This window comes from Pseudomonas sp. IT-P100, from assembly GCF_949767185.1.
Taxonomy (GTDB): Bacteria; Pseudomonadota; Gammaproteobacteria; order Pseudomonadales; family Pseudomonadaceae; genus Aquipseudomonas; species Aquipseudomonas fluorescens_B.
Window position 1 is genome coordinate 88,458 of sequence record NZ_CATKQK010000010.1, and the last position, 25,008, is coordinate 113,465.

General features: G+C 61.7%; 25 protein-coding genes. 16 read left to right on the top strand and 9 right to left on the bottom strand.

The window, feature by feature from the left end:
- Window positions 1–141: 141 nt before the first annotated feature.
- The 6 genes from ACM6IQ_RS07930 to ACM6IQ_RS07955 form a co-directional block, all read right to left on the bottom strand.
- The gene (locus ACM6IQ_RS07930; RefSeq protein ID WP_017339466.1) at window positions 142–807 is read right to left on the bottom strand and encodes a response regulator transcription factor; all 666 of its coding nucleotides are present in this window, start codon (window positions 805–807) and stop codon (window positions 142–144) included.
- 56 nt (window positions 808–863) lie between these two features.
- Complete coding sequence (locus ACM6IQ_RS07935; RefSeq protein WP_017339465.1) at window positions 864–1,421, bottom strand: PQQ-dependent catabolism-associated CXXCW motif protein; 558 nt, start codon at window positions 1,419–1,421, stop codon at window positions 864–866.
- A gap of 142 nt (window positions 1,422–1,563) precedes the next feature.
- Window positions 1,564–2,355, bottom strand: coding sequence for an ABC transporter permease (locus ACM6IQ_RS07940; protein WP_414878460.1), 792 nt, complete (start codon window positions 2,353–2,355; stop codon window positions 1,564–1,566).
- The gene (locus tag ACM6IQ_RS07945; RefSeq protein ID WP_414878461.1) at window positions 2,355–3,083 is read right to left on the bottom strand and encodes an ABC transporter ATP-binding protein; all 729 of its coding nucleotides are present in this window, start codon (window positions 3,081–3,083) and stop codon (window positions 2,355–2,357) included. The genes ACM6IQ_RS07940 and ACM6IQ_RS07945 overlap by 1 nt, the downstream gene beginning before the upstream one ends.
- On the bottom strand, window positions 3,080–4,039 hold the full coding sequence (locus ACM6IQ_RS07950; RefSeq protein WP_414878462.1) for a YVTN family beta-propeller repeat protein: 960 nt from the start codon (window positions 4,037–4,039) through the stop codon (window positions 3,080–3,082). The genes ACM6IQ_RS07945 and ACM6IQ_RS07950 overlap by 4 nt, the downstream gene beginning before the upstream one ends.
- A gap of 35 nt (window positions 4,040–4,074) precedes the next feature.
- Window positions 4,075–5,259: an ABC transporter substrate-binding protein gene (locus ACM6IQ_RS07955; protein ID WP_414878463.1), complete on the bottom strand. Its 1,185-nt coding sequence runs from the start codon at window positions 5,257–5,259 to the stop codon at window positions 4,075–4,077.
- A gap of 157 nt (window positions 5,260–5,416) precedes the next feature.
- Here ACM6IQ_RS07955 and ACM6IQ_RS07960 point away from each other — a divergent pair, with 157 nt between their 5' ends.
- The 3 genes from ACM6IQ_RS07960 to ACM6IQ_RS07970 are packed head-to-tail and all read left to right on the top strand — an operon-like array spanning window position 5,417 to window position 7,439.
- Window positions 5,417–5,539 (top strand): hypothetical protein, encoded by a 123-nt coding sequence (locus tag ACM6IQ_RS07960; protein ID WP_017339460.1) that lies wholly within the window; start codon window positions 5,417–5,419, stop codon window positions 5,537–5,539.
- A 2-nt stretch (window positions 5,540–5,541) separates the two neighbouring features.
- Entirely contained in the window at window positions 5,542–6,804 is a 1,263-nt protein-coding gene (locus ACM6IQ_RS07965) for a histidine kinase (RefSeq protein WP_414878464.1), read from the top strand.
- Window positions 6,801–7,439, top strand: coding sequence for a response regulator transcription factor (locus tag ACM6IQ_RS07970; RefSeq protein WP_017339458.1), 639 nt, complete (start codon window positions 6,801–6,803; stop codon window positions 7,437–7,439). Before ACM6IQ_RS07965 ends, ACM6IQ_RS07970 begins: the two co-directional genes overlap by 4 nt.
- Before the next feature lie 141 nt (window positions 7,440–7,580).
- Here the strand turns inward: ACM6IQ_RS07970 and ACM6IQ_RS07975 are convergent, their stop codons facing one another.
- A complete protein-coding gene (locus ACM6IQ_RS07975) occupies window positions 7,581–8,231 on the bottom strand; it encodes a pentapeptide repeat-containing protein (protein WP_414878465.1) in 651 nt (216 codons plus the stop codon).
- Between the two features lie 234 nt (window positions 8,232–8,465).
- A complete protein-coding gene (exaA, locus tag ACM6IQ_RS07980; protein WP_017339456.1) occupies window positions 8,466–10,358 on the bottom strand; it encodes a quinoprotein ethanol dehydrogenase in 1,893 nt (630 codons plus the stop codon).
- Between the two features lie 254 nt (window positions 10,359–10,612).
- Between exaA and pedF the strand changes: the two genes are divergently transcribed.
- The 13 genes from pedF (at window position 10,613) to ACM6IQ_RS08045 (ending at window position 24,144) form a co-directional block, all read left to right on the top strand.
- Window positions 10,613–11,074: a cytochrome c-550 PedF gene (gene pedF, locus ACM6IQ_RS07985; protein WP_017339455.1), complete on the top strand. Its 462-nt coding sequence runs from the start codon at window positions 10,613–10,615 to the stop codon at window positions 11,072–11,074.
- A gap of 3 nt (window positions 11,075–11,077) precedes the next feature.
- A complete protein-coding gene (locus tag ACM6IQ_RS07990) occupies window positions 11,078–11,956 on the top strand; it encodes a substrate-binding periplasmic protein (protein WP_017339454.1) in 879 nt (292 codons plus the stop codon).
- Window positions 11,953–12,714: a quinoprotein dehydrogenase-associated SoxYZ-like carrier gene (locus tag ACM6IQ_RS07995; RefSeq protein WP_017339453.1), complete on the top strand. Its 762-nt coding sequence runs from the start codon at window positions 11,953–11,955 to the stop codon at window positions 12,712–12,714. The genes ACM6IQ_RS07990 and ACM6IQ_RS07995 overlap by 4 nt, the downstream gene beginning before the upstream one ends.
- A gap of 16 nt (window positions 12,715–12,730) precedes the next feature.
- Window positions 12,731–13,669, top strand: a complete 939-nt coding sequence (locus ACM6IQ_RS08000; RefSeq protein ID WP_414878466.1) for a quinoprotein relay system zinc metallohydrolase 1 — start codon at window positions 12,731–12,733, stop codon at window positions 13,667–13,669.
- A gap of 272 nt (window positions 13,670–13,941) precedes the next feature.
- The gene (locus ACM6IQ_RS08005) at window positions 13,942–15,717 is read left to right on the top strand and encodes a PQQ-dependent methanol/ethanol family dehydrogenase (RefSeq protein ID WP_414878467.1); all 1,776 of its coding nucleotides are present in this window, start codon (window positions 13,942–13,944) and stop codon (window positions 15,715–15,717) included.
- Window positions 15,718–15,995: 278 nt separating this feature from the next.
- Complete coding sequence (locus ACM6IQ_RS08010; protein ID WP_052909709.1) at window positions 15,996–17,516, top strand: aldehyde dehydrogenase family protein; 1,521 nt, start codon at window positions 15,996–15,998, stop codon at window positions 17,514–17,516.
- A gap of 259 nt (window positions 17,517–17,775) precedes the next feature.
- Window positions 17,776–17,847 carry a pyrroloquinoline quinone precursor peptide PqqA gene (gene pqqA / locus ACM6IQ_RS08015; RefSeq protein ID WP_003253598.1) on the top strand — a complete coding sequence of 24 codons (72 nt, stop codon included), beginning with the start codon at window positions 17,776–17,778 and terminating at the stop codon, window positions 17,845–17,847.
- 55 nt (window positions 17,848–17,902) lie between these two features.
- The gene (gene pqqB / locus ACM6IQ_RS08020) at window positions 17,903–18,817 is read left to right on the top strand and encodes a pyrroloquinoline quinone biosynthesis protein PqqB (protein WP_414878468.1); all 915 of its coding nucleotides are present in this window, start codon (window positions 17,903–17,905) and stop codon (window positions 18,815–18,817) included.
- A 108-nt stretch (window positions 18,818–18,925) separates the two neighbouring features.
- Complete coding sequence (gene pqqC / locus ACM6IQ_RS08025; protein ID WP_017339447.1) at window positions 18,926–19,678, top strand: pyrroloquinoline-quinone synthase PqqC; 753 nt, start codon at window positions 18,926–18,928, stop codon at window positions 19,676–19,678.
- On the top strand, window positions 19,675–19,947 hold the full coding sequence (gene pqqD, locus ACM6IQ_RS08030; RefSeq protein WP_017339446.1) for a pyrroloquinoline quinone biosynthesis peptide chaperone PqqD: 273 nt from the start codon (window positions 19,675–19,677) through the stop codon (window positions 19,945–19,947). The genes pqqC and pqqD overlap by 4 nt, the downstream gene beginning before the upstream one ends.
- On the top strand, window positions 19,925–21,067 hold the full coding sequence (gene pqqE / locus ACM6IQ_RS08035; protein WP_017339445.1) for a pyrroloquinoline quinone biosynthesis protein PqqE: 1,143 nt from the start codon (window positions 19,925–19,927) through the stop codon (window positions 21,065–21,067). The genes pqqD and pqqE overlap by 23 nt, the downstream gene beginning before the upstream one ends.
- Before the next feature lie 202 nt (window positions 21,068–21,269).
- Window positions 21,270–22,433 (top strand): alcohol dehydrogenase-like regulatory protein ErcA, encoded by a 1,164-nt coding sequence (gene ercA, locus ACM6IQ_RS08040; protein WP_017339444.1) that lies wholly within the window; start codon window positions 21,270–21,272, stop codon window positions 22,431–22,433.
- On the top strand, window positions 22,417–24,144 hold the full coding sequence (locus ACM6IQ_RS08045) for a NahK/ErcS family hybrid sensor histidine kinase/response regulator (RefSeq protein ID WP_017339443.1): 1,728 nt from the start codon (window positions 22,417–22,419) through the stop codon (window positions 24,142–24,144). The genes ercA and ACM6IQ_RS08045 overlap by 17 nt, the downstream gene beginning before the upstream one ends.
- On the opposite strand, the gene ACM6IQ_RS08050 is transcribed toward ACM6IQ_RS08045, so the two are convergent.
- Complete coding sequence (locus ACM6IQ_RS08050) at window positions 24,129–25,007, bottom strand: aldose 1-epimerase (protein ID WP_414878469.1); 879 nt, start codon at window positions 25,005–25,007, stop codon at window positions 24,129–24,131. The genes ACM6IQ_RS08045 and ACM6IQ_RS08050 overlap by 16 nt on opposite strands.
- Between the last annotated feature and the right edge of the window lies 1 nt (window position 25,008).

A 25,008-nucleotide genomic window follows, 5' to 3' on the forward strand; every position in this document is an offset into this window, starting at 1 on the left:
TGTGGCGAGGGAGCTTGCTCCTGTTCGACTGCGAAGCCGTCGTAAATCAGGCCACTCGGCGTATTTGGACGTTTGCAGGGGGCCGCTTCGCGACCCGGCGGGAGCAAGCTCCCTCGCCACAGAGATTGGTAAACCCGACATTCAACGCCGCAGATAAGACCCGAAATCAATATCCCCGGCACTCAGGATCGCCTGCACCCGGTTGTGCACGTTGAGTTTGCGCAGGATCGCCGAGACGTGGGCCTTGACCGTGGTTTCGGCGATTTCCAGGGTGTAGGCGATCTGTTTGTTCGACTCGCCCTTGGTCATGCGTTCCAGCACCAGCAACTGTTTGCGCGTCAGGGCCTGGAGCAGTTCCGGAGGGAAACTCGGGTTATCGTTCATCCGGCGGTGGGTGCCGCTTTTCTGCGTGCGGATGATGTCCGGCGGCAGGTAGACATTGCCGTTGAGAATCTGCTGGATCGCCTCGGTCATTTGCACCCGCGGCGAGGATTTGGTGATGAAGCCCACCGCACCATAAGTGATGGCTTGCAGCACGATCTGCTTGTCCTGCTCGGCGGAGACGATCACCACCGGGATGGTCGGTGCCTCGTTGCGCAGGTTGATCAGGCCATTGAGGCCGTGCATGCCGGGCATGTTCAGGTCGAGCAAAATCAGGTCCAGGTCGTCATGTTCCTGAGTCAGCGCCAGGGCGCTGTCGAGGTCGGCGGTTTCCATGACCTCGCTGCCCGGGAACCCGTCGCTGATGACGTTATGTATGGCTTCGCGAAACAGCGGGTGATCGTCGGCAATCAGAATTTTGTACATAGCCTTTCACCTCATTATTTTGATTATGGTGTGGCAACAACACGCACGCGTAAAGGTCACGGAAAGGGTTCGGGCCGGGCGGGCGCCACGGGCAGGTTTGCCGCTTGCCACGCATCCAGGCCGTCGCGATACCAATACAGAGTCTTATAGCCCAAGGCGGCGGCACGTTTCACCGCGTTCCAGCTCAACCAGCAGTCGGAGCGGCAGTAGAAGACCAGCGGTCGCGCAAGGTCGCCCGCGGTCAATGTGTTCAGGTTACGCGCAAAATAGCCCTGCCAGTCGGGCGTCAGGTCGCCATCGCCGGTATTGGCCAGCCAATGACTGCCGGGCAGGTTCTCATGGGGCTGGTCTTCGATGAAGCGACCTTGCAGCCACTGACGGCGATAGACGTCGATCAGCACCGGACGTGGTGTCTGGGTGAGCAGGGTTTGCAGGGCCGGCGTATCGATGATGGACGCGCCTTGCAGTTGATTCGGGGTTGGACTGCGGTAGAGGCCGATGCGATAGCCTTCGGCGGAGAACAGCGGTGTTTCGGCCTGTGCCGCGCCCAGCAGCAGGCTCAGCGACAGCGCAGCGAGAGAAGGGCGTAGCAGACGACGTCGGGCACGCGGCATGGGGTTCAATCCTTATAGTTATGAACCCATTACATGCCAGTCTCGGTGCGTTGGGAATGCGACGATAGACAGGAAAACCAGTACTAAAGTAGTAATTTTCCCCCGTGTTCAACACGAATTCCCTGTGGGAGCGACGGTTTTGTCAGTTGGCTTTGCGCAGGGCGGCGTGTTGCGGGTTGAAGGTCAGTACCGCCAGCAGCGCGAACACCAGCGTCAACCCTGCGCACACTATCAGCGCCAACGGATTGAAGCGTTCATACAGCGCAAACCGCACCAGCTCCACTGCATGGGTGAACGGGTTCACGGCGCACAACCAATACAGCCACTCGCTGGACTCGCGCATCTTCCACAGCGGATACAGCGCCGAGGACAGGAAAAAAAGCGGGAAGATCACGAAGTTCATCACCCCGGCGAAGTTCTCCAACTGGCGGATGGCGTTCGACAGCAACAACCCCAGCGCGCTGAGCATCAACGCCACCAGCAACAACGCCGGCAGGGCGATCAACAGTCCCATGGCCGGTGGCTGCACGCCGTACACCCAGGCAATCGCCAGAAAGGCGTACACCTGCAACAGCGAAATCAACGACGTCGCCAACAATTTGCTGCACAGCAGAAAGGTCCGGGGCAAGGGGCTGGTCAGCAGTACGCGCATGCTGCCCATTTCCCGGTCATAGACCATCGACAATGAACCTTGCATGCCATTGAACAGCAGAATCATGCAGGCCAGGCCAGGGATGATGTAGACCTCATACGGGATGTACGTGTCGTAGGGCTCGATAATGGCAATGCCCAGGGCCGCGCGAAAACCGGCGGCGAACACCAGTAGCCACAGCAACGGCCGGACGAGCGCACTGAGAAACCGCGTGCGCTGCAACACAAAACGCAGCCATTCACGCAGCACGATGCCGCTGAAACATTGCCAGTAAGCATTCATCAGGCGGCTCCGGAGGTGGTCAGGCGAGCGAAGGCGGAGCCGAGGTCGCCGCCGTGTTCCAGGCTCAGTGCATCGGCTTGTCCGCTGGCCACCAAATGCCCTTGGTGAAGAATCAGCAAATCATCGCTGGGCTGTACTTCATCCAGTAAATGGGTGGTCCAGAGCACACTGATGTGTTGCTCGCGGCACAAATTGCGGATGTGTTGATTGAGCGCCAGGCGACTGGCCGGATCGAGGCCGACGCTGGCCTCGTCGAGCAATAACAGACGTGGCTCATGCAGCAGCGCGCGGGCGATTTCCACCCGGCGACGATGTCCGCCATTCAGTTCGCGCACCCGCTCGCGCCGGCGTTCGGTCAGCGTTTGCCGCGCCAGTTCGGCGTCGACCCGCAGGCGGGTCTGGCGCCGCGACATTCCATGCAGTGCGGCGTGATACCGCAGGTTCTGCTCGACGCTGAGGTCCAGGTCCAGGGTACTTTGCTGAAACACCACACCCAGTTGTCTCAGCGCCGGGCGCGGCGCGTTACGCAGTGAACAACCGCCGATGCGGATGTCGCCACGCTGCAAATCGTAGAGCCGGGTGAGCAGTGCGATCAGGGTCGATTTTCCTGCCCCGTTGGGCCCCAGCAGCGCCGCGAAACGCCCCGGCTCCAGGCAGAAACTCACCTGGCGCAACGCCTCGCGCGCGCCATAGGCGAAACTCAGGTCGCTGACTTCCAGCGCGTTCATGGCGTCACCACCACGCCCCACGGATAACGCCCGACCTTCACCGATTTGCTCACTTTGAGGCTGTCGACATCGATCACCGACACATCGCCGCTGACACCATTGGTTGCCAGCAATTGCTTCTGATCCGGGGTAAACGCCATCTGCCAGACGCGGCGGCCGACCAGCAGATAATCGAGGATCTCGAAGGTTTTGGCATCGATCACCGCCACATGATTGGCCGGGCCAAGCGCGACGAAACCGTACTTGCCGTCGGCGCTGAGTTTGATGCCCACCGGCTGCACCTTGTCCGGGTGCACGCCTTTGATCTGGAAGCTCAAGGTCTTGAGCACCTGGCGGGTCGCGACGTCGAGAATGGTCACGGTGCCGCCGATTTCAGCCGAGGCCCAAAGTTGTTTGCCATCGGGCGCGAACTCGACGAAACGCGGTCGCTGATCCACCAGCGTGCTGTCGGCCAGGGTCTGGGTGCTGGTGTCGATCCAGTGCAGCATGTTGGTGGTTTCGCTGGTGTTTACCGCCCATTTGCCGTCGGGGCTGACCGCCATGCCTTCGGGTTCGACGCCGACGTTGATCTGGCCCAGCACCTTGGAAGTCTCGGTGTCGATCACTGTCACCAAAGCATCGTCCTCGTTGGAAACGTAGAGCCAGCGATTGTTCGGGTGCAGGGCGAATTGCTCGGGGTCCTTGCCTGAAGGCAGTTCCTTGATGATCTTGCGCGTGGCGACGTCCATTACCTGAACCCGGTCCGAATCGCTGGCGCAGATGTACAGCAGCTTGCTGTCGTGGGACAGCAACAGACCGCGCGGGCGCTGGCCGACCGGCAGGGTGTCGGTGACTTGCAAGGTCTGCATGTCGATCAGGCTGAGGCTGTTGTCTTTCTCGTTCGAGACCCAGGCGGTGCTGGCCACGGCATGCCCGGCAGCGAGCAGCAGGGCGCATGAAAGCAGGGTGCGGCGCATGGCAGATTCCTTATTGTTGTCGTTGTTGTGGAAGATCAGGGAAAGCGGCAGCTGACTTCGGGCTTGTCGTAACCGAGGCTGTCCATTTCGTTGAAAGGGTGCAGAAAGCCGTCCTGCGGCGAGGTGCTGACCAGCGCCCGGGGCTGGACGATGGGGATCGGCTGGCGCAACTGGCCGTTCCACGGGCGATAACTGAGCTTGCGACCCTTGAAACCATCCAGTGGCAATTGATCGCTGATTTCCAGCGTGCGGATCGCCATCGGATCGGTCTGACGCAATTTGCTCACTGCACTGGCGATGCTGCGCACGGCCATCCACGCGGCAAAGTCGCGGTCGTTCATCCAGCGCCCGGCCATGGCTTCGAAGCGCTTTTGCAATTGGGCGGCGCCGTAGGTTTCCACGGTCTTGTGCCAACCCACCGGGGTCAGGCCTTGAGTGCCGGCCACCGGGCGCGGATACCAGGTCTGGTAGGGCACGTATTCGCCGAAGTCGCCGCGTTCATCGGCCACCAGCACCACGTCGTACTCGGCAGTCTGGGTGAACAGCGGCATGTCGGCCTGGGCGCTGCGGCGCTGGTCGTTATCGAAACTCCAGGCTTTTTCCGCGACCAGTTGCACGCCGAAGCGCTTCGCCGAGCGGCGCAGGGCGGCGGCATAGGCTTGATCGTCAGCGGTCGGGCCGACGATCAGCAGCGCCCGTTGCCATTTGCGCACCACCAGAAACTGCGCCAGCGCATCGGCCAGCATCGCCCGGCTCGGCAGCGTGTGCAGCACGTTCGGCAAGCAGTCGGTGGTGCGCAGGCTGTCATCCGGGCTGCCAGCGTTGAACAGCAAACTGTCGGGCAGTGCGGCGCTGAGTTGGCGAAGGCTGGCCACTGGCGCGTTCACCACAAACAGGCGCAGACCTTGCGCGTGCTGAGTCTTGGCGGCTTCAAGCAAGGCCTCGGGACTGTCGACGTTGGCGCTGGACAGGCTGTAACTGTGGTTGAGAAAGCGCCCGGTGCTGTTGCTGTCGGTGATCGCCAGCTCGGCGCCACGCCCTCCGGCATCGACCGGCTCGGGAATCACGTTGGACAGCAACGGTCCCGGATCAGGGCGATAACCCAGGTAGCCGATCTGCACCTGCAAGGGCGCGTCGGCCGCCTGACTCAGGGTCGCCAGCCCGGCGGCGCAGGCAATCGCCAGCACGTAGATCAGGGCGTAAGGGGCAAGCTGGCGCATAAGGCACTCCACGGGGGTTAGCGCCAGCATAGGAAGCCTGAGGACAGGATGAAATATGCAGAAAGTACCAGTGAGGCAGTACCAAGGTAGTAACTCGCCGAGGGCGGCGCGGTTTTAGCATGGACAACAACGGCCATCACTCTGGAGGAGATCGACCATGCGTATTCTCAAAGCGCTGCTCCTGCCGTTACTGCTGATCCTGAGTCTGATCGGCGTCGACAAGCTCCACAGCCCGCGCCCCGCGTCGCTGCAGGTCTTGCCCGCGACACCGGGGCGCTAGGCATGTCAGCGCTGTGGCGGATCAACCTCTGGGTCTGCGGATTCTTCGCCCTGGTCACCTTCGCGTGCATGGGCTTGCTGGTGCACCAGGCGCTGGCGGATGTGGAGCGTGAGCTGCAATCCGCCGAGGCGGTGGTCGAATACTTGAGCGAAACTGCCGAGCGTGATCCCGTCAGCCTGCAACCACGGCTGACGCAAAGTCTGCGTCACGTACGGGTGCGCTGGCTCGAACCGGGCGAGGCGGCACAACTGCCGACGCAGGACGGGCTCGACGCCTGGCTCGGGCGATTGCTGTTTGCCGAGGCCCGACACCACGCACGGGTGCTGGATTTGCAGGATGGCCGACGCGTGCAGATCGCGGTCGACCCACGGGATGAAATCGATGAAGTCTGGGATTCCCTCCAGCAATTACTGAGCCTGTGCGGTCTGGCGTTGTTGTTGAGTCTGTTGACCATTCGCTGGGCCGTGCGCCGGGGCATGGGCCTGCTCGACGAGTTGCTGCGCGCGTTGCGGCAGGTCTCCGGCGGCCAGCTCAAGGTGCGATTGCGTGCGCAAGGACTGCCGGAAGCGCAGCAACTGGCGACGCATTTCAACCGCATGACCGAAGCGCTGGAACAGGCATGCGCCGACAACACGCAACTGACCCAGACCTTGCTGGCGGTGCAGGAACAGGAACGCACCCATCTGGCGCAGACCCTGCACGACGACCTCGGTCAATACCTGGCGGGGATTCGGGCTCAGGCCTGTCTGTTGCGGTTGGTCGCCGATCAACCCGACACCGTTGAGCGCACGGTGCGTGAGCTGGAGCACAACTGCGAACACCTTCAACACGGTTTCAGAGCGTTGGTTCACGACCTCTACCCGGTGGTGTTGCAACACCTGCCACTGGCCGAAGCCCTCGGGTTGCTGGTGGAACACTGGCAAGCCCGACAAGGGATCGATTGCCGGTTACGGGTCAGCGCGCACTTGCCGTCGTTGTCCGCACCGGACAAGACCCATCTCTACCGCCTGTTGCAAGAAGCCTTGACCAACGTCGCCCGCCACGCCGGTGCCAGTGAAGTGCGGGTGCGCCTGCACCACCGTGGCGGGCGGTTGCGCTTGCTGGTGCGTGACAACGGTTGCGGTGCGCACCCGCCACAGCGACCGGGCGTCGGTTTGTATTCGATGTTCGAGCGCGCCCGCAGTCTGGGCGGCGAGCTACGCATCATCAGCCACCCCGGCGCCGGTTGGGCGCTGGCCTTGAGCATGCCTTTGGAGGCGTCATGAATATTCTGCTGGTGGATGACCATGCGGTGGTCCGTCAGGGCTACGCGAGTTTGTTGCGCGCGTTGTTGCCGGCGATGGAAGTACGTGAAGCCGCAACGGGTGAAGAGGCGCTGACCAAGGTTCAGGAAGCCGTGCCGAATCTGGTGATCATGGATTTCGGCTTGCCGGGGATCAGCGGGCTGGAAACCACGCGCCGCCTGCGACAGCGCCTGCCGCAATTGCGCGTGCTGTTTTTCAGCATGCACGATGAGCTGCCGTTGGTGCGCCAGGCACTGGACGCGGGCGCCTCGGGCTACCTGACCAAAAGCTCGGCGCCGGATGTATTGATCGAGGCTGTGCGGCGCATCCTCGCCGGCCACGCGTACATCGAACAACCGCTGGCCACTCAACTGGTCTGTCATCCGCAGCAGGACGCCAGTGATCCGCGTTTGCAGAGCATGACCCAGCGTGAACTGGAGATTTTCGTGATGCTCGCCAAAGGCACCCCGGCCCGGTTGATTGCCGAGCAGTTGAGCATCAGCAGCAAGACCGTCTCCAATCACCTGACCTTGCTCAAGAGCAAATTGCAGGTCAGTTCCCACGCCGAGCTGGTGCATTTGGGGATTGATATGGGGGTGGTGCGGGTGGCGAGATGATTCAATCCACGGCAAGACCCTGTGGAAGCGAGCCTGCTCGCGATGAGGGCGTAACATTCAACATTGATATTGGCTGCCATACCGTCATCGCGAGCAGGCTCGCTCTCACAGGAGGTCTGTGTTGCATTGTCGATTCGGGTCTCACTTATTCCACGTCGTCGGGCAGCCGCTGCAACCCTCCATATTCGCATCCTGAAAATTCGCATAATGCTGGCGCGAGCCATTGAGGTTCGCTTGCTCAAGGTTGCTTTCGCCAAACTTGGCCTCCTGCAGATTGGCATCGCTAAGATCCGCGCCCTTGAGATCAGCCTTGCTCAGCCAGGTCATCTCCAGGTCGGCCGCCCGCAGGTTGGCGTTGTGCAATCTGGCCCCGGAGAGCCGGGCGAATTGCAGATAGGCGCCGCTGAGGTTGGCGTCTTCGAATTGCGCGCCTTGGGCGAACATTCCCCAACCCTGAATCGCCATCAGCGTCGCGCCGGTGAAATCGGCGAGACGCAGGTTGCTCTGTTGAAGGCTGGCCCGGGTCAGGTTGGCGCCTTGCAGCTGGGCTTTTTCCAGATTGGCGAGGTCGAGGCGGGCGTGACGCAAGTCGGCATCGCGCAGGTCAGCGCCGCTGAGGTTCATGTTGCGCAGGTCCTGATTGCTCAGGTTGGCGCCTTTAAGATTGGCGCCGGGGCAGGGGCTGTGTTCGGCGATGGTGCAGCCGTTGATGATCAACGGGGTGTCTTCGCCGTCATCGGTGGCGTAAGCCGGAAGTGCAGTCAGCAACAGTATCAAAGGTAGATAGTTCATGGCAGGTCCTCGGAATGGAGAGGCGGCGGGATACACACAAAACTGTGGCCAGGCAGGTTCCTGTGGCGAGGGAGCTTGCTCCCGCTCGACTGCGAAGCAGTCGCAAACCCGGACAACCCGGTATTGCTGAAGTATGGAGGGGCCGCTTCGCGACCCAGCGGGAGCAAGCTCCCTCGCCACAGAAGGGCTTGCTGAATACAGGCAAGCCCCCTGTGACTACAGGGGGGAGGCGTGTTACTTCTTCGCCACCTTGCTATCCCAGCTCGGAATCTTGAACACCCAGAACGACCCGCCCTGAGCCACCGGTTTGGTCAGCTCGGCCATGTCGCCGCCCCACAACGGCACCGCACCGCCATACCCGACGGTCACACCGATGTACTGCTCGCCGTCCTGTTCCCAGGTGATCGGCGGCGAGACGATGCCGCTGCCGGTCTGGAACTTCCACAGCTCCTTGCCGGTTTTCGCGTCGAAGGCCTTGAAGAAACCATCGCCGGTGCCGGTGAACACCAGGTTGCCCTTGGTCGCCAGCACGCCGGCCCACAGTGGCAGGGGTTCCTTGTGCTCCCACACCACTTTGCCGGTGGTCGGGTTCATCGCGCGCAAGGTGCCGACGTGATCGTCGTACATACGCTTGATGCGGAAACCCATGCCCAGATACGCCGAGCCTTTCTTGTAGTTGACCTCTTCGGTCCAGTATTCCTCTTTCCATTGGTTGCCCGGAATGTAGAACAGCCCGGTGTCCTGGCTGTAGGCCATCGGGTTCCAGTTTTTGCCGCCAAGGAACGGCGGCGACACTTCAACCGGTTTGCCTTTGGTTTCGCCCGGCAGCGGTTTCGCCGGACGCTGGCCTTCGTTCTCGACCGGCCGCCCGGTCTTCAGGTCGATGTGGCTGGCCCAGGTGATGTTGTCGACGAAGGGGAAGGCGTTCTGCAATTTGCCGTTGTTGCGGTCGACGACGTAGAAGAAACCGTTGCGGTCGGCGTGGCCGGTGGCCTTGACCGCTTTGCCGTCCTTGTCCTTGTAGTCGAACAGCACCAGCTCGTTGTTGCCGGAGAAATCCCAGGCATCGTTCGGGGTGTGCTGGTAGAACCATTTCACCTCGCCGGTGCTCGGGTCGACGCCGACCTGGCCCGAGGTGTAGAGGCTGTCGTAATCGTGCGGGTTGCCATCCTTGGCGGTGCGCGCCCAGGTATTCCACGGGCCAGGGTTGCCGGCGCCGACGATGATGGTGTTGGTTTCCGGATCGAAACTGGCGCTCTGCCAAGGGGCGCCGCCGCCGTGGCTCCAGGCTTCGACCTTGCCGGTTTCGGTGGTCGGATCGTTCGGCCAGGACGGCGCCTTGACGTCACCGGTCGGGGTACTGTCCTTGCCGTTCAAACGACCCATGTGGCCTTCGACGAAAGGCCGCATCCACACTTCTTCGCCGGTGTCCGGGTCGCGGGCAAACAGTTGCCCGACCACGCCGAACTCATCGCCGGAACTGCCATGAATCAGCAGTACCTTGCCGCTGGTCTTGTCCTTGATCAGCACCGGGGCGCCAGTCATGGTGTAGCCGGCGGCGTGGTCGCCGAATTTCTTGTTCCACACCACTTTGCCGGTGTTCTTGTCCAGCGCGATCAGGCGCGCGTCGAGGGTGCCGAAGTAGATTTTGTCGCCATAGATCGCCGCCCCGCGATTGACCACATCGCAGCACGGACGAATGTTGTCCGGCAGGCGATGGTTGTAGGTCCACAGGCGCTTGCCGGTCTTGGCATCGAGGGCAAATACCCGCGAGTACGAACCGGTGACGTACACCACGCCGTCACTGACGATCGCCTGGGATTCCTGGCCGCGCTGCTTCTCATCGCCGAATGAATAGGACCAGGCGGGCGTCAGTTTGAATACGTTCTTGTCGTTGACTTGGGCCAACGGGCTCCAGCGCTGGGCGTTGGTGCCCATACCGTATTGCAGAACATCCTTGGTGGTCAGGTGATCGTTGGCAATGTCTTCCCAGCTCACGTTGTGTGTCGGCTTCGCGGGTTCGGTCGCGGCTTGGCCGGCAGCGCTCAGGGTCAGGCTGCTCACCAGCAAAAAGGCTTGCACGGCGAGGGTCAAAGGGGAAAGGGCGGGTAGCGATCTTATTGTCATGGTTGCAGTTCCCAGTGGAGGTTTTGGCCTGCACAGGGTGGTGTGTCCGACGGGGTGGCGAATACGGAAAAAGTCCCGCTGTTGCCGGGAATATTTCCCATGCGGCACCTGATTTGGGTGTGCGCCACAAGCCCTACTACCAAGGTACTGGACGGCGGCCACCAAAGCAGCATGGGGCTTGCGTGAAACGCTTCCTAAGATGGTTGCCATAGCCTCTGCCAAGAGGTTTTGCGTGCAATCCTGAGGGCATAACAATGACAACAAAACGCAACGCCTTGCTCGTTGCCGGACTGCTGGCCGGCTTTATCAGTGCAGGTTCAGTCTGGGCCCACGGCAACGTGGTGCCACAAGCCGTCGAAACCAAGGGACTGACCCCGATCAAGGACGCCGGCGTGCAGGTTGATGGCGATGGCTGGGCGGCAGTAAACCCTTACCGTACGACAGCCGAGCACGATAAAGCCGTCGAAATCGGCTCATCGGCCTACAACCAGAACTGCGCGGCCTGTCATGGTCTGGAAGCGAAATCTGGCGGGATCGCCCCTGATTTGCGCATGCTCGACGTCGGCGAGGCCGGTGATGAATGGTTCGTCGAACGGGTCCGCCACGGCGCCGTGAGGGACGGCCGGGTGTACATGCCAAAGATGGCTGATTACCTGAGTCAGGAAGCCCTGTGGGCTGTGCGCACTTACCTGGACAGCGTTCACGTCGAGGAGTAATGCATGCGCCTGCTCGCTGTGTTGATCAGCGCTGTGCTGCTGTGCTGCCAGGTGGTGCAGGCGCAGATTCGTACCTATGACGAAATGATCGCTGCCGGGGAGCTGAAGGTGGCGGTCTACAAAGACTTTGCTCCCTACAGTTTCGAAGACGCCGGCCAGCCCCGTGGTGTGGATGTCGAACTGGCCGAGGCCTTGGCCAAAGCCCTTGGCGTTCACTTGAAACTGATCTGGGCGCCTGCCGGCGAGAAGCTCGACGACGACCTGCGCGACTACATCTGGCGCGCCAGCCAGTTGCACGATCTGCAACTGGCCGACCTGATGATGCGCGTGCCCTATGACCAGGATTACGCGCGCAAGCGCAACGAACTGGGCGAGCTGGAAAACGGCCATGTGGTGATGTTCGGTCCGTACCAGAACGAGCAATGGCAGGTCGCGTATGACCGCCGTCGGCTGGAGTCGGTGGGCAGCGTCGCGGTGTTCGAGCACCACCCGATTGGCGTCGAGGTCGACAGCGTGCCGTCGTTCTACCTGACCTCGGTGTTCAGCGGCATGCTCGCCGGCAAAACCCGCCACTATCCCGGTGTGCCCCAGGCGTTCGCGGCCATGAAGGCCGGTGAAGTAGACGCGGTCATGGCGATGCGCGGCGAGATCGACTGGCAGGTTCACGAGGCGGCGGACCCGCAACTCGCGCTGGCGGAAAACGCCTATCCGAACATGGGCAAGCAACTCTGGGAGATCGGCATGGCGGTGCACGAAAGCAATCGTCAATTGGCCTATGCCGTGGAAGAAACCCTGGAAACCTTGATCCGTGAAGGCTCGGTCAAAGCCATTTATGCCCGTTACGGCCTGCGCTATGACGTGCCGGAGATGTATCAACAGTGAACTGGAGCGCGTTTTGCCTGTTGGCCTGCTGGCTACCCTTGGCCGCGCACGCGGCAGTCATCGAACCGGGCAAAGACCCGGTGCCGTCGGTGATGTGGGCCTTCTATCACAAGCAAATGCTTGGCGATGCGCCGTTCGTGTTCGACGAGCGGGTCAAGCTGATGGCGCCGCCGTTCGCCGAAGATGCCCGGCAAGTGCCGCTGGAAATCGACGCCCGGGCGTTCAAGGGCGAGGTGGTAAAAATCCTTGCCTGGGCCGAGCTTAATCCGTTGCCGAAAATTGTCGATTTTCAACCGCTGGATCGCGTGCTGCCGTGGCTGTCGATCCGCATTCGTGTCGAACAAGCCACGCCGTTGCGTGCAGCGGTGCTGACCCGCGATGGATTGTGGCATGTCGGCTCGACCCTGATCGATGCGGCGGGCGGCGGCTGCACGGCGCCCAGCGTGGTGCGCACCCAGCCGGGTTGGGAAGAACACATTGGCGAAGTCATCGGCGGGCGCTACCCGCGTGGCGAATACAGCCGCTTGCGCTTGCAGGTGGCGCATCCGATGGACAACGGCATGGTCAGCGGTATCCCGGAATTCTTCATCAACCATGCCGAGTTGCGCGATCACAACGACCGGTTGCTGGCCCGCCTCGAACTGTTTCCCGCCGTCAGCGAAAACCCCAGCCTGGCGTTCGACATTGAAGGGGCAGGGCAGACGCGCTTGTTGCTGCGCGACAACAGCGGCAACCAGTTTGATGCGGCCATACCCTGACTCAAAGGAGCGCGTGATGCGCTGGATGCTGCTGTTGTTAATGAGCCTGAGCCTTCCTGCGTTGGCTGATCTCGACTATTCACTCAAGCCCCGGCAGATCGCCGCAGACACCTGGCTGCTGGAAGGCAGCACCGACAATTTCGCCAAGGACAACGGTGGCAACATCGTCAACACCGCGTTCATCGTCACCGAACGCGGCGTGGTGGTGGTCGACACCGGGCCGTCCAGGCGATACGGCGAAGCGATGCGCAAAGCGATTGCCGCGACCACCGACAAACCGGTGATCCAGGTGCTGCTGACCCATCATCATCCCGATCATGTGCTGGGCAATCAGGCCTTCAGCGACGTACCGATTGGCGCGTTGGGCGGTACAGTCGAGCTGTTGAAACAGCAGGGCGATGCCATGGCCGAGAACATGTACCGACTGGTGGGCGACTGGATGCGTGGCACCGAAGTGGTGTTGCCGACCGAGACGCTGACGCCGGGCGTGCGAACTTTTGGGAATCACGATCTGCGTCTGCTGAGCCTGGGTGGGCACACGGGCGCTGATCTGGCTATTCTCGACCAGACAACCGGCGTGCTGTTTGCCGGGGATCTGGTGTTTTATCAACGGGCGCTGACCACGCCCAACAGTCCGGGTTTGTCGGTGTGGCTGGCGGACATTGCGACGCTGCAAGGCTTGCCGTGGACGCTCATCGTCCCCGGCCACGGCCCGGTCGCCACGGACGCAAAACCCTTCGAGCAAATGCGCGATTACCTGGGCTGGCTCGATCAACTGATGCGTGATGGCGCGGCCAATGGCAGCGACATGGGCGAGATGATCCGCAGTCCCATCCCTGAACGGTTCGCCAGTATCAGCCTGAGTCGCTATGAGCTGATTCGCAGCGTCAGTCATCTCTACCCGCGCTACGAGCGCGCACAAATGCCCCGAGTCGATTCCGCCGCAACCAGGTGAAAACACGCAACCTTGTGGGAGCGAGCCTGCTCGCGATAGCGGTGTAGCAGTCGATAAAAATATCGACTGTCAGGCCCTCATCGCGAGCAGGCTCGCTCCCACAGGGAACTGGTGTCGATCACAAAAAACGGTGTTCATCTCCTCCGACCCGCTACTAAGGAACTAGCAATCTCCGCACTGCGGGCAATTGTTGCAAGGGCGGCGGCGCCCAAGAATCTGCACCAGACCGGGAAAATTTCCCGGGTATAACAAAAACCGCAGAGGCAGCCGTCATGACCCAACCCGCACGTCGCCAACCCTTCGTCTTGAGCCTGTTGCTCAGTGCCATGCTGTTGTCCGGCACGGCATTGGCCGCCGTCACCGACCAGGACATTCTCCAGGACCCCAAGAACCCGGAGCAGATCGTCACCAACGGTCTGGGCGTCCAGGGTCAGCGCTACAGTCCGCTCGACACCCTCAACGTCAACAACGTGAAGGATTTGCGGCCGGTCTGGGCCTTCTCCTTCGGCGGCGAAAAACAACGCGGTCAGCAAGCACAGCCGATGATCAAGGACGGCGTGATGTACATGACCGGTTCCTACTCGCGGGTGTTTGCGGTGGACGCGCGCACCGGCAAGAAGCTCTGGCAATACGATGCGCGCCTGCCCGATGACATCCGCCCGTGCTGCGACGTGATCAACCGGGGCGTGGCGCTGTACGGCGACCTGGTGTTCTTCGGCACCCTCGACGCCAAACTCGTGGCGCTGAACAAAGACACCGGCAAAGTCGTCTGGAGCAAGAAAGTCGCCGACCACAAGGAAGGCTATTCCATCAGCGCAGCGCCGCTGGTGATCAACGGCAAGCTGATTACCGGTGTGGCCGGTGGCGAGTTCGGAGTGGTCGGTAAGATTGAAGCCTATGACCCGAAAAACGGCGACTTGCTGTGGAGTCGCCCGACCGTCGAAGGGCACATGGGTTATGTCTACAAGAACGGCAAAGCCGTAGAGAACGGCATTTCCGGTGGCGAAGCGGGCAAGACCTGGCCGGGCGATCTGTGGAAAACCGGCGGCGCGGCACCTTGGCTCGGCGGTTACTACGACCCGGAAACCAATCTGTTGCTGTTCGGCACCGGCAACCCGGCGCCGTGGAACTCGCACCTGCGTCCTGGCGACAACCTTTATTCCTCGTCACGTCTGGCGCTGAACCCTGACGACGGCACGATCAAATGGCACTTCCAGAGCACGCCCCACGACGGTTGGGACTATGACGGCGTGAACGAACTGGTCTCGTTCAACTACACCGAAGGCGGTAAGGAAATCAAAGCGGCGGCAACTGCCGACCGTAACGGTTTCTTCTACGTGCTGGACCGCACCAACGGCAAATTCATTCGCGGCTTCCCGTTCGTGGACAAGATCACCTGGGCCACCGGGCTCGATAAAGAGGGCCGGCCGATCTACAACGAGGCCAGCCGTCCTGGCGCACCGGGCACTGAAGCCAAAGGCAGTTCGGTGTTCGTCGCACCGGCGTTCCTCGGCGCGAAAAACTGGATGCCGATGGCCTACAACAAGGACACCGGGCTGTTCTACGTACCGTCCAACGAATGGGGCATGGACATCTGGAACGAAGGCATTGCCTACAAGAAAGGCGCGGCGTTCCTCGGTGCCGGTTTCACCATCAAGCCGTTGAACGAAGACTACATCGGCGTGCTGCGCGCCATCGACCCGAAAACCGGCAAGGAAGTCTGGCGTCACAAGAACTTCGCGCCGCTGTGGGGCGGGGTGCTGACCACCAAGGGCAACCTGGTATTCACCGGCACGCCGGAAGGTTTCCTCCAGGCATTCAACGCCAAGACCGGCGAGAAAGTCTGGGAATTCCAGACCGGCTCCGGCGTGCTGGGTTCGCCCGTGACCTGGGAAATGGATGGCGAGCAGTACGTCTCGGTGCTGTCCGGTTGGGGCGGTGCTGTTCCGCTGTGGGGTGGTGAAGTGGCCAAGCGCATCAAGGACTTCAACCAGGGCGGCATGCTCTGGACGTTCAAGTTGCCGAAAGACCTGGTCGCCAAACACTGACCCAACCACCACAACCCTGGGGTAATGACGTACCTGTGGCGAGGGAGCTCGCTCCCGCTCGGCAGCGAAGCAGTCGTAAATCCGGCTGGGTTCGGGAGCGCTTAGCACTCCAGCGGGAGCAAGCTCCCTCGCCACAAAAGCCTGCTGACCCGGCGGCGACTACTACCAAATAACGAGAACCCCCCTGCCAACGGCGCATTCGTTCGGCACGCGGGGCTCTCTACTATCGGTTCATCGCCTGTTTGCCCGACAGGCATCGACCCAGACAGAGGCTCACCATGATCTACGCACAACCCGGAACACCAGGCGCCGTCGTCACGTTCAAGGCGCGCTACGGCAACTTCATCGGTGGCGAGTTCGTCGCGCCAGTCAATGGCGAATACTTCACCAACACCTCGCCGGTCACCGGTGAAGTGATCGCCGAGTTCCCGCGCTCCAGCGCCGCCGACATCGACAAAGCCCTCGACGCCGCTCACGCCGCTGCCGATGCCTGGGGCAAAACCTCGGCGCAGGACCGCTCGTTGGTGCTGCTGAAAATCGCTGATCGCATCGAGCAGAATCTGGAAATCCTCGCCGTCACCGAAACCTGGGACAACGGCAAGGCCGTGCGCGAAACCCTGAATGCCGACGTGCCGCTGGCCGCCGACCATTTCCGCTACTTCGCCGGCTGCATTCGCGCGCAGGAAGGCGGCGCCGCCGAGATCAACGAGCTGACCACCGCCTATCATTTCCACGAACCGCTGGGCGTGGTCGGGCAAATCATTCCGTGGAACTTCCCGCTGCTGATGGCCGCGTGGAAACTCGCCCCGGCCCTGGCGGCCGGTAACTGTGTCGTGCTCAAACCGGCCGAGCAAACGCCGTTGTCGATCATGATCTTCGCCGAACTGATCGCCGACCTGCTGCCGGCCGGTGTGTTGAACATCGTGCAAGGTTTCGGTCGCGAAGCCGGTGAGGCGCTGGCCACCAGCAAGCGCATCGCCAAGATCGCCTTCACCGGTTCCACCCCGATTGGTGCGCACATCATGAAATGTGCGGCCGAGAACATCATTCCAAGCACCGTCGAACTGGGCGGCAAGTCGCCGAACATCTTCTTCGAAGACATCATGAACGCCGAGCCGCAGTTCATCGAGAAAGCCGCCGAAGGCCTGGTGCTCGCCTTCTTCAACCAGGGCGAAGTCTGCACCTGCCCATCGCGAGCGCTGGTGCAGGAATCGATCTACGACGACTTCATGAAAGTGGTGATGAAAAAGATCGTCAAGATCAAGCGCGGCAACCCGCTGGACACCGAAACCATGGTCGGCGCCCAGGCGTCGGAGCAGCAATACGACAAGATCCTCTCGTACTTGAAAATCGCCCAGGAGGAGGGCGCCGAACTGCTCACCGGCGGCGCGGCCGAGCGGCTCGAAGGCGACTTGTCGACCGGTTACTACATCCAGCCGACCCTGCTCAAGGGGCACAACAAGATGCGCGTGTTCCAGGAAGAAATCTTTGGTCCGGTGGTGGGCATCACCACGTTCAAGGACGAAGCCGAAGCCCTGGCGATTGCCAACGACAGCGAGTTCGGCCTCGGTGCCGGCCTGTGGACCCGCGACATCAACCGTGCGTACCGTATGGGTCGGGCGATCAAGGCCGGGCGTGTCTGGACCAACTGCTACCACCTGTACCCGGCGCACGCTGCGTTCGGTGGCTACAAGAAATCCGGTGTCGGCCGTGAAAACCACAAGATGATGCTCGATCATTATCAGCAGACCAAAAACCTGCTGGTGAGCTACGACATCAATCCGCTCGGGTTCTTCTAACCCCCGCAAGAACACCACAATCCCCCTGTGGGAGCGGGCTTGCTCGCGATGAGGCCAGTACATTCAACATTGATGTTGACTGTCACGCCGCCATCGCGAGCAGGCTCGCTCCCACATTGGTTTGTGTGTGCTTGAACTCCCCGCCATACCCCCTACCAACGCACCCCACAACCTCCTTCGAAAGTAGCATTCGGGCGCCTGCCGCCCCGTGCATTAATGGCTTTACCGGAATCGTCCGGCACAAGAAGAGGAATGACCCATGTGGACTAAACCCGCGTTTACCGATCTGCGCATTGGCTTCGAAGTGACGATGTATTTCGCCAACCGTTGATCGTCCACCCGGCCAGCCGCTGCGTTGGCCGGGCCTGCCTTCTGGAGCATCGCCCATGTACATTCGGGTTCTCGGTTCCGCCGCTGGCGGTGGTTTTCCGCAGTGGAACTGCAACTGCCGCCAGTGCGCCGGTATGCGCAATGGCAGCCTGCGCGCGCAACGACGCACGCAGTCTTCCATTGCCCTGAGCGACAACGGTGTGGATTGGGTGCTGTGCAATGCGTCCCCGGACATTCGCGCGCAACTCGAGAGTTTCGCGCCGTTGCAACCGGCCCGCCGCTTGCGCGACACGGCGATTGCCGGCGTGGTCCTGATGGACAGCCAGATCGACCATTGCACCGGCCTGTTGAGCCTGCGCGAAGGTTGCCCGCATTCGGTCTGGTGCACCGAGCGGGTTCATGAAGACCTGAGCAGCGGTTTCCCGTTGTTCACCATGCTCAAGCATTGGAACGGCGGCTTGCAGTGGCAACCCGTGGGGCTTGACCGCGAGCCGTTCACTATCGCGGCGTGCAGCCATTTGCAGTTTCGGGCGATTCCGTTGGTCAGCAACGCGCCGCCGTATTCGCCCAATCGCGGCAATCCGCAACCGGGCGACACCATTGGCCTGTTCATCGAAGACCTGCGCACGGGCGGGTCGCTGTTCTATGCCCCGGGCCTGGGCCAGATCGACGATGAGGTGCTGAGCTGGATGCAACGTGCCGATTGTTTGTTGCTGGACGGTACGTTGTGGCGCGATGACGAGATGCGCGTGTGTGAAGTCGGCCAGAGCCTGGGCAGTGAAATGGGCCACCTGCCGCAAAGCGGACCGGGCGGCATGCTTGAAGTGCTGGAGGGTTTCAGCCGCCAGCGCAAGGTGCTGATCCACATCAACAACACCAATCCGATCCTCGATGAAGACTCGGCGGAGCGGGCGTTGCTGGAGCGGCGGGGCGTTGAGGTCGCATTCGATGGCATGAGTATTGAGCTGTAGCTGATGGCCTCATCGCGAGCAGGTTTGTGTACACCGCAGATCCCTTGTGGGAGCGAGCCTGCTCGCGATGGGGCCAGACCAGACACCGCATATTCCCGGAGAACCGCAATGACTGACACCCCAATGACCCCCACCGAATTCGAAGCCGCCCTGCGCGCCAAAGGTGCGTACTACCACATCCATCATCCTTTCCACCAAGCCATGTACGCCGGACGCGCCACTCGCGAGCAGATCCAGGGCTGGGTCGCCAATCGCTTTTACTACCAGATCAACATTCCGCTCAAGGATGCCGCCATCCTGGCCAACTGCCCGGACCGCGACGTGCGCCGCGAATGGCTGCAGCGGATTCTCGACCACGACGGCGTGCCCGGCAGTGAAGGCGGCATCGAAGCCTGGCTGCGCCTCGGTGAAGCGGTGGGCCTGGATCGCGAACAGATCCTGTCCCAGGAACTGGTATTGCCCGGCGTACGTTTCGCCGTGGACGCCTACGTCAATTTCGCCCGGCGCGCCTGCTGGCAGGAAGCGGCCAGCAGTTCGCTGACCGAGCTGTTCGCGCCGCAGATCCACCAGTCGCGGCTCGATGCCTGGCCCACGCATTACCCGTGGATTGACGTCGCCGGCTACGACTATTTCCGCACGCGCCTGAGTCAGGCGCGGCGTGATGTCGAGCACGGTTTGCGCATCACCCTGGCGCATTACGTCACCGTCGAAGGCCAGCAGCGGATGCTGGAAATCCTTCAGTTCAAGCTCGACGTGCTGTGGAGCATGCTCGATGCCATGAGCATGGCTTACGAGCTGCAACGCCCGCCGTATCACACGGTGACGACCGACCGCGTCTGGCATCGGGGGATTGCGCTGTGAGCCTGATCAACCGTGCGCAGGCGCCGACGTTGCGCCAGGGTTTCCGCTTGCAGTGGGAGCCGCGTCAGGACTGCCATGTGCTGCTGTACCCCGAAGGCATGATCAAACTCAACGCCAGCGCCGGGCAGATTCTCGATCTGCTGGACGGTCAACGCAGTGTGGCGGCGATCATTGATTTACTCTCCGCGAGTTTTCCCGGTGTGCCGGGGATCGACGAGGACGTGCTGGCGTTTCTGGAGGTGGCCCATGCTCAATTCTGGATCGAATGATTCGCGCCCGGGACCGCCGCTGTGGCTGTTGGCTGAGCTGACTTATCGTTGTCCGCTGCAATGCCCGTATTGCTCCAATCCACTGGATTTCGCCCAGCAAGGCGCGGAGTTGAGTACCGAAGAATGGATTCGCGTGTTCCGCGAGGCCCGCGAAATGGGCGCTGCGCAACTGGGCTTTTCCGGTGGCGAGCCGTTGGTGCGCCAGGACCTGGCGGAGCTGATAAAAGCCGCACGGGACATGGGTTACTACACCAACCTGATCACCTCGGGCATCGGTTTGACCGAGCAGAAAGTCCATGATTTCAAAGTCGCCGGGCTCGACCATATCCAGATCAGCTTCCAGGCCGCCGACGAAGCGGTCAACAACATGCTCGCCGGCTCGCGCAAGGCTTTCGCGCAGAAGCTTGCCATGGCCCGCGCGGTGAAAGCCCAGGGTTATCCGATGGTGCTGAACTTCGTCACCCATCGGCACAACATCGACGAGATCGCGAAGATCATCGACCTGTGTCTTGAGCTGGAAGCGGATTTCGTCGAATTGGCCACGTGTCAGTTCTATGGGTGGGCCGAGCTCAACCGCGTGGGCCTGTTGCCGACCCGCGAGCAATTGCAGCGCGCCGAGCGCATCACCAACGAATACCGTGAGCGGCTTGAGGCGCAGGGCCATCCGTGCAAGCTGATTTTCGTCACCCCGGATTACTACGAAGAACGCCCCAAGACCTGCATGAACGGCTGGGCCAATCTGTTTCTCGACATCACCCCGGACGGCACGGCCTTGCCTTGTCATAGTGCCCGGCAATTGCCGGTGACGTTCCCGAATGTGCGCGAACACAGCATCGAGCACATCTGGACCGATTCCTTCGGTTTCAACCGCTTTCGTGGTGATGACTGGATGAAGGAACCGTGCCGCTCCTGTGATGAAAAGCACAAGGACCTTGGCGGCTGTCGCTGCCAGGCGTTCATGCTCACCGGCGATGCGGCCAATGCCGACCCGGTGTGCAGCAAGTCGCCGCACCACGGCGTGATCCTCAAGGCTCGCGAGGAGGCCGATGCGCCGGGACAGGGGATGGAGCACCTGACGCTGCGCAACGAGAAGGCTTCTCGGCTGATCTACCGCGGATGAATCGAACGACACAAACCCCTGTGGGAGCGGGCTTGCCTGCGATAGCGGTTTGTCAGGCAATACAGATGTTAAATGTGCCGCCCCATCGCGAGCAGGCTCGCTCCCACAGGGATCTGCGGTGTAACCATTGGTCTGATTGCATTCACAGCCGGATGGGTTAGTGTGGCTCTTACCTTCCAAAACAATAAAAACAGGCTTTCCAATGAGCCAGAGTCTCAGCCAGCTGCGTAAATTCGTTTCACCTGAAATCATCTTTGGTGCCGGTTGCCGGCACAACGTCGGCAACTACGCCAAGACCTTTGGTGCCCGCAAGGTCCTGGTGGTCAGCGATCCTGGCGTGATCGCCGCCGGTTGGGTCGCCGATGTCGAGGCCAGCCTGCAAGCCCTGGGCATCGATTACTTCCTCTACAGCGACGTTTCGCCCAACCCACGGGTCGAGGAGGTCATGCTCGGTGCCGAGTTGTACCGGGAAAACCATTGCGACGTAATCGTCGCCGTCGGTGGCGGCAGCCCGATGGATTGCGGCAAGGGCATCGGCATTGTCGTCGCTCACGGGCGCAGCATCCTCGAGTTCGAAGGGGTGGACACCATTCGCGTGCCCAGCCCGCCGCTGATCCTGATTCCGACCACCGCGGGTACCTCGGCGGACGTCTCGCAATTCGTGATCATCTCCAACCAGCAAGAACGCATGAAGTTCTCCATCGTCAGCAAAGCGGTGGTCCCGGACGTGTCGCTGATCGACCCGGAAACCACTTTGAGCATGGACCCGTTCCTGTCGGCCTGTACCGGCATCGACGCGTTGGTGCACGCCATCGAAGCCTTCGTGTCCACGGGTCACGGCCCCTTGACCGACCCGCATGCGCTGGAAGCGATGCGCCTGATCAACGGCAACCTGGTGCAGATGATCGCCAACCCGAGCGACATCGCCCTGCGCGAGAAGATCATGCTCGGCAGCATGCAGGCCGGGCTGGCGTTCTCCAACGCGATCCTCGGCGCAGTGCATGCCATGTCCCACAGCCTGGGCGGCTTCCTCGACTTGCCCCATGGGCTGTGCAACGCGGTACTGGTGGAACACGTGGTGGCCTTCAATTACAGCTCCGCGCCGGAACGGTTCAAGGTGATTGCCGAAACGTTCGGCATCGATTGCCGTGGCCTCAATCACCGGCAGATCTGCGGGCGTCTGGTTGAGCACCTGATCGCGTTGAAACATGCGATTGGCTTCCATGAAACCCTCGGTCTGCACGGCGTCAGCACGGCGGACATCCCGTTCCTGTCGCAACACGCCATGCACGATCCGTGCATCCTCACCAACCCGCGCGAATCCAGTCAGCGTGATGTCGAGGTCGTCTATGGCGAAGCCCTCTGACGAACAACAACGGGCGCTGGCCGGGTTACTCGGATTAGGCAGTCACTCGGCGCGCAAGAGCCATTACCCGGAACTCGCCGCGCGCCTCGACGAGCTCGAAGCCGAGCGCAATCGCTACAAGTGGCTGTTCGAAAATGCCGTGCACGGGATCTTCCAGGCGAGCCTGCTCGAAGGCATGCGCGCCGCCAACCCTGCGTTGGCGCGGATGCTGGGCTATGCAAACCCTCAGGACGTGCTGTTTTCCCTGGCGGATCTGGCGAGCAACCTGTTTGTCGGCGGTGCGCGGGAACTGGAAAACATCGGTGAAATCCTCCGGCATCAGGGCAGTCTGCACGGCTATGAAACCCAGTTGCGGCGCAAGGACGGCAGCAGCCTCGATGTGCTGATGAACCTGCTGCTCAAGCCCGATCAAGAGGCGCTGGTGGAGGGTTTTGTCGCCGACATCACTGAACGCAAGCAGGCGCAGCAACGGTTGCAACAGCTCAATGACGAACTGGAACAGCGTGTCACCGCGCGCACCGACGAATTGCTTGAAGCCAACCGCAACCTGCAGCAACAGATCACCCAGCGCAAACAGATCGCCGAGGCCTTGCGCGATGCCCGGGACGCTGCCGAGGCCGCCAATCGCAGCAAGGACAAATACCTCGCCGCCGCCAGTCACGACCTGCTGCAACCGCTCAACGCCGCGCGTTTGCTGATTTCGACCTTGCGTGAACGCAAACTGCCGGACGTCGAACAGGTGCTGGTCGAACGCACCCATCAGGCCCTGGAAGGGGCGGAAGACTTGCTTACCGATTTGCTCGACATCTCCCGGCTCGATCAGGCCGCGGTCAAACCGGATGTCGCGTTGTACCGCCTCGATGAATTGCTCGGGCCGCTGGCGTCCGAGTTCCGGTCAGTGGCCGATGCGGCCGGGTTGCGTTTGCGCGTGCACATGGGCGATTTCGCCATTCGCACCGACCTGCGGCTGATGACCCGTATCCTGCGCAACTTCCTCAGTAACGCCTGCCGCTACACCGACGAAGGCAGCATTCTGCTCGGGGCCCGGCGGCGGGGTGACAGGCTGCGCCTGGAAGTCTGGGACACCGGGCGCGGGATACCGGCGGATCGCCTCGACTCGATTTTCCTCGAGTTCAATCAACTGGACGTCGGCCGCGCCGCCGACCGCAAAGGTGTGGGGCTGGGGCTGGCCATCGTCGAGCGCATCGCCAAGATCCTCGACTACCGGATCCAGGTGCATTCGCTGCCGGGACGCGGCTCGATGTTCAGCATTGAGGTGCCGATCTCCCATGAGATTCCGTTACCCATCAGCCTCGCGGCGCCCCAGTCGGGGACCGGAAATCCGTTGCCGGGCCGGCGGTTGCTGGTGCTGGACAATGAGGTGAGCATTCTGCAAAGCATGAGCGCATTGCTCGGGCAGTGGGGCTGCGAAGTGGTCGTCGCCACCGACGAAACCTCGGCACTGGCCGCGTTGCAGGGCCAGGCGCCGGAACTGATCCTGGCGGACTACCACCTCGATCACGGGGTGGTGGGGTGTGAGGTGGTCCGGCATCTACGCGAGCATTTCAGCCAGACCATTCCGGCGGTGATCATCACCGCCGACCGCACGGACCAGTGCCGACGCTCGTTGCAACGACTCGACGCGCCGCTGCTGAACAAACCGGTGAAACCCGGCAAGTTGCGCGCAGTGCTGAGTCAGCTATTGGGGTAGGCGCGGTACTGCATGCTGAAAGCCAGTTCAGCGGACTGATCCTGCTCCAGCAACACCAATCCCGGCCGGCCGGGCAAGTGGTGCGCATTGACCGGATGGCTCACCGGTTCGATGCAGAAAAACGCCAGGTCCACCGGGCAGTAGAGCAAGTAGTAATCGCTGCCGCTGGCCTGGCATTCCAGTTCATAACCGAGGTCGGGTTGCTGGATCAGGCAGTGGCCATCCCATTGGCAGAATCCGTTGTCGACCAGCGTGCCGGGCAAGGCCTTGAGTTGCTGAAAGTCCCAATCGGCCGGCAATGTGCTGAGCCGTGTGGGCAGTTTGGCCGCGTCGCATAACCAGACTTGCCCGGCTTTTGCCTGCAACCGTGTGCCAGCGGTGCGCGGCAGATACGGGTGCAATCCCAAGCCATGCCACGCAGCGCGTTCGGCCAGATGCGAGACGTGCAATTCGATGCTCAGTTTGCCGTTGCTCAGATGGAAACGCTGCCGGGCGCGATACGCGAACGGTGTGGTGCTGTCGAGTTGCAGCACGACTTCATCCTGCGTTTGCAAAACCACCTGCCACGGCTGCTGCCAGGCGCTGCCATGAATCGGCAGCGGATCAGTGAGGCTGTTGGGCTCGAGCGCGAGCCAGCCATCCGGGCGATCAAAACCACCGTCGGAAATGCGGTTCGACCATGGCACCAGCGGAAAGCATCCGAGCTTGCCCGGCAGGCCGGTGTTGAGCGCGTGAGCGTCGCTGTGGCGCAACAGCGGCTGACCCGAACTGCGCACGGTCCAGTTGACGATGCTCGCACCGAGTTCTGGGGCGAGGGTGAGGAGGGTGAGTCCGTCGTTGAGTTCGAGCAAGGTTGGCGTCATG